The sequence below is a fragment of the Stenotrophomonas sp. 2YAF22 genome, from assembly GCF_052114665.1.
Lineage (GTDB): Bacteria > Pseudomonadota > Gammaproteobacteria > Xanthomonadales > Xanthomonadaceae > Stenotrophomonas > Stenotrophomonas indicatrix.
In genome coordinates this window covers 1-5,057 of the sequence record NZ_JBFRFE010000299.1, presented here as the reverse complement: position 1 = coordinate 5,057, position 5,057 = coordinate 1, and the positions used below count along the sequence as shown (strand labels likewise).

At 66.7% G+C, this 5,057-nt stretch carries 4 protein-coding genes; 2 read left to right on the top strand and 2 right to left on the bottom strand.

Going from position 1 to position 5,057, the window contains the following annotated elements; translation table 11 throughout:
* Positions 1-2,660: M16 family metallopeptidase (locus tag AB4Y84_RS12810; RefSeq protein ID WP_442250229.1), on the bottom strand; the 2,660-nt coding region annotated here is incomplete at its 3' end.
* Between the two features lie 403 nt (positions 2,661-3,063).
* On the opposite strand from AB4Y84_RS12810, the gene AB4Y84_RS12805 reads away from it, so the two are divergent.
* A complete protein-coding gene (locus tag AB4Y84_RS12805) occupies positions 3,064-3,540 on the top strand; it encodes a hypothetical protein (protein WP_313251988.1) in 477 nt (158 codons plus the stop codon).
* Between the two features lie 70 nt (positions 3,541-3,610).
* Positions 3,611-4,090 (top strand): tRNA (cytidine(34)-2'-O)-methyltransferase, encoded by a 480-nt coding sequence (locus AB4Y84_RS12800; RefSeq protein WP_005407625.1) that lies wholly within the window; start codon positions 3,611-3,613, stop codon positions 4,088-4,090.
* Between the two features lie 241 nt (positions 4,091-4,331).
* Here the strand turns inward: AB4Y84_RS12800 and AB4Y84_RS12795 are convergent.
* Positions 4,332-5,057: acyl-CoA dehydrogenase family protein (locus AB4Y84_RS12795; RefSeq protein ID WP_442250228.1), on the bottom strand; the 726-nt coding region annotated here is incomplete at its 5' end.

Here is a 5,057-nt window from a genome sequence, read left to right as displayed (position 1 = left end):
ACGTAGTCGTCCGGACGCTTGAACTGCACGATCGTGCCGATGGTCGCGGCCACCGCGCTGGCTGTCTCGTAGGCGCCGGGCAGGCTCAGCGTCTGGATGTTGCGGATGCGCGCCACTTCCGCGTCGGTCGCCGGCTTGCTGCCGTTGGCGAACTCGGCGATCTCCTTGCGCATTTCCGCCATGGCCGGGCCGGTCTTGTCGATCTGCACCGGTGCCATCGCCATCCACGGGCGCTGGCCCACGGTGTTGCTGGCGCTGGTGCGGGCGCCGTAGGACCAGTGCTTGTCCTCGCGCAGGTTCATGTTCAGGCGCGAAGTGAAGTCACCACCGATCACGCCGTTGGCGATGTCGAAGCGGGTCGAGCTGGCGTCGCTGGACGGCGGCACGACCTGGCCGGCGAACAGGTTGGCCTGCACCGCGCCCGGCTGGTCGATCAGGAACACGCGCGGGCTCTTCGGCAGCGCCACGGCGGTGGTGGCCTTGATCGTCGGCGCATCACCGGTGGCCTTCCAGTCGCCCAGCTGCTTGTCCAGCAGCGGCACGATCTCGGCCAGGGTGGTATCGCCAACCACGATCAGGGTGCCGTCCTGCGGACGCAGCCAGTCGCGGTGGAAGTCGACCAGGTCCTCGCGGCCCAGGCTGCTGATCGCCGCTTCGTCACCGCTGCCGGTGAACGGGATCGCGTACGGATGGCCCTTCCCGTACAGCAGCGGCGGCAGCACGCGCATCGCCACCGCACCCGGATTGACCTTCTCCTGCTGGATGCCGGCGATCCAGGTCGCCTTGACCCGCTCGATCTCGCTCTGCTCGAAGCGCGGCTCGCGCAGCAGGCTGGCATACAGCGCCAACGACGGCACCAGGTTCTCCTTCAGCGCGGACAGTTCCACATCCACCGAATCCAGGCCGGCGGACGCATCAAGGTCCGCACCCAGCGCATCGGCTGCATCGGCGAAGGCCAGCGACCCCAGCTTGCCGGCGCCTTCGGTCATCAGGCTCATGGTGAAGTTGGCGGTGCCCGGCTTGCGGCCCTGGTCAGCGGTGAAACCGCCCGGGAACTGGTAGCTGAACTGCACCACCGGAATTTCATGGCGCTCGGCCAGCACCACCTGGGTGCCGTTCTTCAGCGTGGCGCGCTGCAGGGCCGGGAACTTCAACTGCGGGAACTCGCGGGTCTGAGGCACGCCGGCCTTGCGGTCCACCTGCTCGGGCAGGGTGCTGTACTTGCTGTCCACGGCCGGCACGTTGAACGGCTTCGGCGCCTGCGAAGGATCTTCCTTCAGCGCAACGCGTTCACCCGGCTCGACCACCAAGGTGTGGCTGCCCTTGTCCAGCCACTGCGCGCCCAGGCGCTTGAGGTCGGCAGCGGTGGCCTTGTCGATGTTGGCCAGCGAGGTGCGGAAGCAGCCCGGGTCGCCGGTGTAGACCGTGCATTCGGCCAGCGCGTCTGCCTTGCCGCCGAAGCCGCCGATGCGCTCGATGCCGCGGATGAAACCTGCCCGGGAGCCGGTCTTGGCACGTGCCAGTTCTTCGGCGGTCGGGCCCTCCTTGAGCAGGCGCTCGATTTCCTCATCGATGATCTTTTCGACCTTGGCCGGGTCCTGGCCCTGCTTCACCGTGGCCATCACCATGAAGTTGGAACCCAGCTGCGAGGCGTAGGCGCCAGCGCTGATGTTGTCGACCAGCTTGTCCTGGTGCTGCAGGCGCTGGCTCAGGCGCGAAGACTTGGCGCCGCCGAGCACATAGGCCAGCAGCTGCAGCTGGTCGACGTCGGTGGTGCCGACCTGCGCCACGTTCCAGGCGCGGTAGATGCGCGCCTGCGGCACCTTGTCGGTCATCACCTCGCGGGTGTCGGCCGGGCGCTTGGCAACGTCCACCTTCGGCTGCGCCATGGTCGGGCCGGCCGGGATGCTGCCGAAGTACTTGGCGGCCTTTTCCTTGGCCGTGGCCAGGTCGATGTCACCGGCCAGCACCAGCACCGCGTTGTTCGGCCCGTACCAGGTGCGGAACCAGGTCTTGACGTCGTCCAGCGAAGCGGCGTTGAGATCGTTCATCGAGCCGATCACGCTGTGGTGGTACGGGTGGCCCACCGGATACAGCGCGCGGTTGAGCTGTTCCCACACCTGGCCATAGGGCTGGTTCTCGCCCTGGCGCTTCTCGTTCTGCACCACGCCACGCTGTTCGTCGAGCGCAGCCTGGTCGATCGCGCCAACCAGATGGCCCATGCGGTCCGATTCCATCCACAGCGCCATGTCCAGCGCGGTGGTCGGCACGTTCTCGAAATAGTTGGTGCGGTCGGTATTGGTGGTGCCGTTCTGGCCGGTGGCGCCCACCTGCTTGAAGGGCTCGAAGTACTCGCCGTCGTGGTTCTCGCTGCTCTGGAACATCAGGTGTTCAAACAGATGCGCGAAGCCGGTACGGCCGGCGGGCTCGTCCTTGCTGCCGACGTGGTACCAGATGTTGACCGCAACGATCGGTGCCTTGCGATCGGTATGCACCACCACCCGCAGGCCGTTGGGCAGGGTGAACTGCTCGAACGGGATATCGACCTTGCTGGTCGCGGCCGGCTTGGCCGCCAGCGCGTAGGTCGGCGCAAGCGTGCCGAGAGCAGTACTGAGAGCAACAGCGAGCAGCGCGGCGCGCGGGCGCAGGGTGAGCGACATATCCGGGTCCTTGGTCACATAGGTGAATCCCGATCCTAGCGCGGGCGTGCGGCCACCGGTATCGGCCACCAGTCACTGGGGGTGATCGGCCTATCGGCCTTCGTGATTGGCCGTTCCCGGGTCACGAACGGCGGTGATTCACGTCCGGACAGTGTCCGCAGCCCCGGAATGGACAGGTGTCCGCCCTGCGGACACTTTCGGCGATCCATAAAACCCTTATGAATCAACGACTAAAAGTTGGCACGGGGATTGCTTTGTACTTCCTGCGCCAGGAAGGGCTTCAGACGAAAGCTGACTGAAGACTGAACACAAGCAGGAAATCGAAAATTCCGCTTGCATCCCCAGAACTGGTGTTCTACCTTACTACCACACCACTGCTCACCAACACTAAACAGGCCCCGTCATGAACGCCAAGACCATTGCCATCGCCATCGCCCTGATCGCCGGCACCGCGGTTGTTTCGTCGGTGCAGGCCTCCGAATCCATCAAGACCCTGTCCACCGTGCAGGTCCGCCCGGCCGCCGACCAGCTGGTCCAGCAGGCCTGGGAACAGGCCAGCGGCATCCCGACCCTGGCCACTGTCGAAGTGCGTCCGAGTGTCGACCAGCTGGCCGAGCGCGGCGGCTTCATCGCCAGCCCGGTCGCCGCCGCACTGCCGATCACCACCCTGGCCTCGGTTGAAGTGCGCCCGAGCCTGGAGCAGCGTGTCGCCCTGGCTGCCGAGCAGGAAGCCCAGCGCTACGCCGCCACCCTGGCAGCGGCCGCCACCAGCGTCGCCAACCAGGTGATCGTCAACCTGCCGGCCCTGCAGGTGCGTCCGAGCGCCGCCCAGCTGCAGGCCTTCGCTGCCGAAACCGCCCAGGTCCTGCTGCGCCCGTAAGCGACGTCCGCCCTGCCCCGCGCGGGGCGTGCGTCGTAAAGGCGGCCGCCGTCGCAGGTACACTGCGCCGATGAATGCCGCGCCCCAGTTCCACGTGATCCTGTTCCAACCGGAAATCCCGCCCAACACTGGCAATGTGATCCGGCTCTGCGCCAACACCGGCGCGCAGCTGCACCTGGTCGAGCCGCTCGGCTTCGCACTGGAAGACAAGCAGCTCAAGCGCGCCGGCCTGGACTACCACGAGTACTCGCGCCTGCAGGTGCATCCGGACCTGGACACTGCGCTGGCGCGGATCGCACCGAAGCGGTTGTTCGCCCTGAGTACGCGTGCCAGCGTCCGCTATGACAGCGTGGCGTTCGAAGACGGTGATGCCTTCCTGTTCGGCCCGGAAAGTCGTGGCCTGCCGCAGGACGTGCTTGATGCCCTGCCCGATGGTCGCCGGCTGCGCCTGCCGATGCGGCCGGACAACCGCAGCCTCAACCTGTCCAACACCGTYGCGGTGGTGATGTACGAGGCGTGGCGCCAGCATGGGTTTGCTGGCGGGGCGTAGTTCGCGTTTGTCACTTTCTTTGCTCGCGCACCGCGCTGCAGGAGCAGCGCGGAACGGCGTAGCCGGCCCGTAGGGTGGCGCACATGAATGTGCGCCATCAAGAAAGTAACCAAAGAAACGCGCCGCCATCCGCGAGCCGGTGCTGCGCACCGGTACCCTGCGCTCCTCGGCCCGCTTCAAGGCGGACCCAACAGCCGCGGGTAGATCCACGCCATGCGTGGATGGCTGTTCCCCACCCCGCTCAGAACGCGTTGATGCCGGTCAGCTCGCGGCCGATCACCAGCTGGTGCACGGTCTCGGTGCCTTCATAGGTGATCACCGATTCCAGGTTCAGCGCATGGCGGATCGCCACGTGCTCGGTGGTGATGCCGGCGCCGCCCAGCAGGTCGCGGCATTCGCGGGCGATGTCGATCGCCATGCGGCAGTTGTTCCACTTGGCCAGGCTGACCTGCTGCGGTTGCACCTGCCCGGCTTCCTTCAGGCGGCCCAGCTGCAACGCCAGCAGCTGCGCCATGGTGATGCGCCTGGCCATGTCGGCCAGCTTGATCTGCGCGCTCTGCGTGGCGGCCAACGGACGGCCGAACAGGACGCGCTCCTTGGCATAGCCCAGCGCTTCGTCCAGGCAGGCGATGGCCGAGCCGATCGGGCCCCAGCTGATGCCGAAACGCGCCTGGGTCAGGCAGCCCAGCGGCCCCTTCAGCCCCTTCACGTTCGACAGGCGGTGGCTGTCGGGCACGCGCACGTCGTCGAAGAACAGCGCGCCGGTCAGCGACGCGCGCAGGCTCATCTTGTGCTTGATTTCCTGGGTGGTGAAGCCGGGCATGCCCTTCTCCAGCACGAAGCCCTGGATGCCGTCTTCGGTCTGTGCCCAGACGATGGCCAGGTCGGCCACCGGCCCGCTGGTGATCCACATCTTGCTGCCGTTGATGCGCCAGTCGCTGCCATCGCGCACCGCGCGGGTCTTCAT

What these genes read in the sequence shown, in the direction of transcription:
- AB4Y84_RS12805 (WP_313251988.1), top strand. Translation starts at nt 3,064, where the DNA reads ATGAACGCCAAGACCATTGCCATCGCCATCGCCCTGATCGCCGGCACC.